Annotated in this window: 7 protein-coding genes; 3 read left to right on the top strand and 4 right to left on the bottom strand. The window is 42.3% G+C overall.

Going from position 1 to position 4781, the window contains the following annotated elements; all coding sequences use genetic code 11:
- Window positions 1-216 precede the first annotated feature (216 nt).
- On the bottom strand, window positions 217-621 hold the full coding sequence (crcB, locus tag O9300_RS14885; protein ID WP_287972440.1) for a fluoride efflux transporter CrcB: 405 nt from the start codon (window positions 619-621) through the stop codon (window positions 217-219).
- Between the two features lie 145 nt (window positions 622-766).
- A complete protein-coding gene (gene crcB, locus O9300_RS14880) occupies window positions 767-1156 on the bottom strand; it encodes a fluoride efflux transporter CrcB (RefSeq protein WP_287972439.1) in 390 nt (129 codons plus the stop codon).
- 124 nt (window positions 1157-1280) lie between these two features.
- Here crcB (O9300_RS14880) and rsmA point away from each other — a divergent pair, with 124 nt between their 5' ends.
- Both rsmA and ispE read left to right on the top strand, forming a co-directional pair.
- On the top strand, window positions 1281-2087 hold the full coding sequence (rsmA, locus tag O9300_RS14875; protein WP_287972437.1) for a 16S rRNA (adenine(1518)-N(6)/adenine(1519)-N(6))-dimethyltransferase RsmA: 807 nt from the start codon (window positions 1281-1283) through the stop codon (window positions 2085-2087).
- A gap of 17 nt (window positions 2088-2104) precedes the next feature.
- A complete protein-coding gene (gene ispE / locus O9300_RS14870; RefSeq protein ID WP_287972435.1) occupies window positions 2105-3046 on the top strand; it encodes a 4-(cytidine 5'-diphospho)-2-C-methyl-D-erythritol kinase in 942 nt (313 codons plus the stop codon).
- Window positions 3047-3067: 21 nt separating this feature from the next.
- Here the strand turns inward: ispE and O9300_RS14865 are convergent, their stop codons facing one another.
- The gene (locus O9300_RS14865) at window positions 3068-3880 is read right to left on the bottom strand and encodes an urease accessory protein UreD (protein WP_287972434.1); all 813 of its coding nucleotides are present in this window, start codon (window positions 3878-3880) and stop codon (window positions 3068-3070) included.
- Entirely contained in the window at window positions 3880-4047 is a 168-nt protein-coding gene (locus O9300_RS14860; protein WP_287972433.1) for a hypothetical protein, read from the bottom strand. Before O9300_RS14860 ends, O9300_RS14865 begins: the two co-directional genes overlap by 1 nt.
- A gap of 157 nt (window positions 4048-4204) precedes the next feature.
- Here O9300_RS14860 and O9300_RS14855 point away from each other — a divergent pair.
- Window positions 4205-4781: transposase family protein (locus O9300_RS14855; protein ID WP_287972431.1), on the top strand; the 577-nt coding region annotated here is incomplete at its 3' end.

The raw sequence follows: 4781 nt of genomic DNA, 5'->3' as shown, positions 1-4781 counted from the left end.
ATAATTTCCCCTCAAAGGGCAGCTCGAAGTTTTCTGGTGGGGTTGAGGGTAACTCGCTTTTACGGTACATTAGCACTAATTAGAGAAGATGCAAGGGTGATGCAAGGGTTTTAAGAGATTCTAGCAGATTTAAGTGCATTTGGGAAGCTCTCAATCAAGCTAAAAGCCCTTTCCTGTAAGGTTTTTACCATTATTCAGCAAACCCTATTTAATAATTCATCTAGGAAAACCTGTTCTTGCTAAAATAACTCCAATTTTAAGCGCAATCATCCCCCCAAAAACACTGCCGAGCCAATAAATTAAACCGAAAGTCAAGTTTCCCTGCTCTAAAAATTTGTTGACCTCCAAACTATAGGTAGAAAAAGTTGTATAGGAACCACAAAAACCCGTGGCAATCATCAATCCTAATTCTGGGGCAATTATGCGAATATTTTCCCCGACTATAGTAAAGATGTAGCCAATAATTAAACAGCCAGAAAGATTAACAAAAAATGTTCCTAAAAATCCCCATTCTTGACCGAAAATACTTGTAATTAATTCTCCGATATAAAAACGACTCAAAGCCCCAAAAATAGCCCCAATCGCCACGGATAAACTATAACGTCCCCTGAAAAAATCCATGGATTTGTCCTGCTCTTAAATAGTAGATAAATTGGAGAATTAAGTAGCTGGTTATAATTAAATTAAAAAATGGATTTTAGGTTCGATCCCCCCTTAATCCCCCCTTGATAAGGGGGGCATCTGATAGTTTTTAACGCCTACCTACTTAACCTAGAAAAACTTGGGCAATAGCTGCCCCGATTCTCACGGCAATCAATCCGAAAATGATACTAGCAACGGCAAAAACAAGACTGAGAAAATTTTGTTGATTGCGCCAGAGTATCAGGATATCTAAACTATAGGTAGAAAAGGTGGTATAAGCTCCTAAAAATCCCGTTCTCACCATTAAATCTAGTTGGTGGGAATAAAAGGGAACACTGGGTAAAATAGCCCCAAAAAAGCCGATAGCTAGACAGCCAGTTAAATTAATAATAAAGGTTCCATAGGGAAAGCGCAAGCCGAATTTTGCTTTTGTCCATTCGGTAATATGATAACGAGATAACGCCCCCGGAACCGCTCCTGCTACAATTGCGAAAACATCGTTCAAATCTGACATTGTCTCTAATTTTTTTGCTATCTTTGCCTAGGCTCTATGATAATTGATGCGGTTATCGATCGCATGGCCGATATTTTCAGGGGTGTTATTGTTGAGGACAACCCTCTGACTTTAAAATAAAGGGATGAAAATTCAACCGCGTAAACGTTTTGGACAACATTGGTTAAAAGATGAATCGATACTCGATCGCATCATCAGCGCCGCTAATTTACAATCAGAGGATCGGGTATTAGAAATCGGACCGGGTACAGGCATTTTAACCCGTCGTCTTCTCGATGGCGCTCAATTGGTTGTCGCTGTAGAAATCGATCGAGATCTATGGACAATTTTAAATAAAAAATTTGGCCAACAAGATAACTTTCATCTCATACCAGGCGACTTTCTTACCCTTAAACCCGAGCAACTGCCGCCAGTTAATAAGGTAGTGGCTAATATCCCCTATAATATCACCGGTCCGATCCTCGAAAAGCTCCTCGGTTCGATCGCCCATCCCTTCACCCCCCCTTACCAGAGTATTACCCTCTTAGTCCAGAAAGAAGTCGCCGAAAGATTAGTCGCTGTCCCCTCCACCAAAGCTTACAGTGCTTTGAGCGTCCGCATTCAATACCTTGCCGATTGTCAATGGATTTGTGATGTACCCCGGCGGGCCTTTTCCCCACCTCCCCAGGTAGATTCGGCGGTAATTCAGCTTTTACCCCGTGTTTTGCCGAATAATGTCAGTAATGCTGCCTTTTTGTCCACTTTAATTAGCTGGGGTTTTGCCAACCGGCGCAAAATGTTACGCAATAATCTAAAAAATTATCTAGATAGCGATCGATTAAGCCAAATCCTGACACAATTAGAGATTAATCCCCTCGCTCGCGCCGAAGATCTCAGTTTATCGCAATGGATTGACTTGGCGGAAAAATTAGGTCAATTGCCAAAATTTTAGATTTTTTTTCTTGACAAATGCACAGTTATACCCTTCTAGCCCCCGCTAAAATTAACTTATATCTAGAAATCGTTGGCGATCGCCCCGATGGTTTCCACGAGTTAGTGATGGTGATGCAGACGGTGGCATTATGCGATCGCATCACTCTCCGGCCCAACGGATTGCAGGAATTCCGTCTCTTTTGCCATCATCCCCTCGTCCCCCAAGATAGCAGTAATCTCGCCCATCGCGCCGCCACTTTGATGGCGAGGGAATTCCCCCGCATCTTTGCCAATTACGGCGGCATCGATATCAGCATCGACAAATATATTCCCGTGGCTGCCGGTTTAGCGGGGGGGTCCACCAACGCGGCGGCGGTGTTAGTCGGCATCGATTTAATCTGGGAATTAGGCTTAACCCGTCCGGAATTAGAAACTTTGGCGGCAAGATTGGGCTCCGATACTTCCTTTTGTGTGACAGGAGGAACGGTTATCTGTACGGGAAGGGGAGAAATTCTCGATCCGATCGCTCCTCTAACCGGATTATGGGTGATTTTAGCCAAATACGATCATTTATCCGTTTCTACACCCTGGGCCTACCAAAGCTATCGGCAAAAATTTCAAGATACCTATCTGTCTTCTCCAGAGGAATTTCATCACCGTCGTCAGCAGGTGAGTTCTGGGGCTTTGGTACAAGCGATCGCCCAGAAAAAACCAGCCGCTATCGGCAAATTTATCCACAATGACCTCGAAAAGGTGGTTTTACCCGAATTTACCCTCGTAGCCGAGTTAAAACAGGTTCTAGGGGATTTAGGCGGCTTGGGAACGATGATGTCAGGCTCTGGTCCGACGGTTTTTACTCTCTGTTCATCTCAGGAAGTGGCGGAAACTATCGTTAAAGAGGCCCGGGAAATTCTCGTCGCTCCCGATCTACAATTTTGGATAGCTCCAATCACCGATACAGGCATTCAAGTGACTTGAGAAAATGACAATTAACCGCCTTTACCAAGACAACCAAACTCGCGGAATAATTGCCTCTCGATCGCTCATTTCTCGCCTTAAAATTTGCCAAACCTGCTGAAACCATTGTCGCACTTCACCGCTAGAATTGCCCCGATAACGACACAAAAGACCATCTCCTAAAGTGCTAGTAACTCCCATCTCTCCTTCTAGGGAAAAATCTCTCACTTTCTCAATTAAATTTCTGCCCACCGGTTGACCGATATAAACTAAAGTACCGATCAGGGCGCTATCATTTAAACCGGAAAATCCCTCGATCATTTTACCACCCAACAGGCAGGAGCGATCAAGCCATAAAGGTTGTCCAGATCGCCAAATTTCCCAATTAGAATGCCATTCTCCCGCTAAAAATTTCTCCCCTCGCGCACTGCGACCAAAACGGGTAATTTCCCATCCCAACCAACTGCTATTTTCCCCTAAATCCACTCGTAAATGTTGGCGAAATGCCGCCCCATTAAAGATAATTGTTTCTTGAGGTAGCCATTCTAAACTGGCATTGTCATCGATTTTAATCTCGATTAATTGCTGTGCCATCTGACCGTTACTCTGGTAAACTTTTCCGGCAGAAGCAGTGGTAATCAGGGCATTAGTAGCGGCTTGGAGATGAATTTTTTGTTGAAGAACATCACCCCCAACTATTCCCCCCGCCGTGTGTAAAATCACCGTATGACAAAGGTTTTTTCCCTCGGGATAAAAGGGTCTTTGTACTTTTAAAGGGGCGGTAGCATAGAGGTGATTAATCTCGGTTGCGAGATTTTTTTGCGTGTAAATTAGTTCTAGGTTTCCCTGCCACATTATTGATCCTCGGTCATGGTTTCTAGAAATTGCCGATAATTTTCAGGACTGAGATTAATTTTAACTTCTATTTGCTGTTCTTTATCCCTGAACAGTAAAATATATTCACTTGCCGCTTTTTTGCCGACCAGGAGAGGATTTTTGGCTCTTCGGTAATTGTTATGCAAATAATTAACTTAAAATAAAATTCGATGAGAGTACCTACGCTCAAAAATAGCTGAAACCGATACAGGGAGAGACTTAAGGCACAAACAGGTTAATGCTAAAAGATAGACAATTGAGTTAAAATTTGATATAATGGCCAAAAACCAGAGTGTTTTACTTATGATACTTGACAAATTTTTGAACCTAAAAGGAACGTCTATTCAAGGCTATTTGCACCTAGAAAATATCGGTATAGTTTGCCGAATCGAATCGAAAAATAAAAAAGCAACCTGTCCTCGTTGTGGGTTAGAGAGCGATAAACTACACCAAAATCATCGATATTTAGTCAAAGATTTACCGATATCAGGACAACCAGTGTACCTACAAGTTAATCGTCGTCAATTTAAGTGCGATAATTGTCAGAAACCCTTTAGCGAAGAGTTAGATTTTGTCGCCAAGAAACGAACCTATACGAAAAGACTAGCCGAAAATATACTCGAACAATTAAAAGAAGGAGATATTTTAAATGTTAGTCGAATAAATGACGTAACGGAAGAAGAGATTCAAAGAATGATAGAGGACATCGCCGAAGAAATTACAGAGCCAGACCTATCGGAATTAAAAAGACTAGGAATTGACGAAATCGCTCTAGTCAAAGGACAAAAAAATTACTGTGCGGTTTTAGTAAATTTAGATACGGGAAAACTAATAGCTATTCTAGAGAAGCGAACACAAGAAGAATTGAGGGAAACGCTTA

It is taken from the genome of Microcystis sp. LE19-195.1E (assembly GCF_027532095.1).
GTDB classification, from domain to species: domain Bacteria; phylum Cyanobacteriota; class Cyanobacteriia; order Cyanobacteriales; family Microcystaceae; genus Microcystis; species Microcystis aeruginosa.
The sequence above is the reverse complement of the archived record's forward strand: the minus strand, read 5'-3'. Positions and strand labels throughout refer to the sequence as shown.

Bases quoted from the DNA above. Each gene is read 5' to 3' on its own strand.
- rsmA (WP_287972437.1), top strand. From the start codon at position 1,281: ATGAAAATTCAACCGCGTAAACGTTTTGGACAACATTGGTTAAAAGAT.
- O9300_RS14865 (WP_287972434.1), bottom strand. From the start codon at position 3,880: ATGTGGCAGGGAAACCTAGAACTAATTTACACGCAAAAAAATCTCGCA.
- ispE (WP_287972435.1), top strand. From the start codon at position 2,105: ATGCACAGTTATACCCTTCTAGCCCCCGCTAAAATTAACTTATATCTA.
- crcB (WP_287972439.1), bottom strand. From the start codon at position 1,156: ATGTCAGATTTGAACGATGTTTTCGCAATTGTAGCAGGAGCGGTTCCG.
- crcB (WP_287972440.1), bottom strand. From the start codon at position 621: ATGGATTTTTTCAGGGGACGTTATAGTTTATCCGTGGCGATTGGGGCT.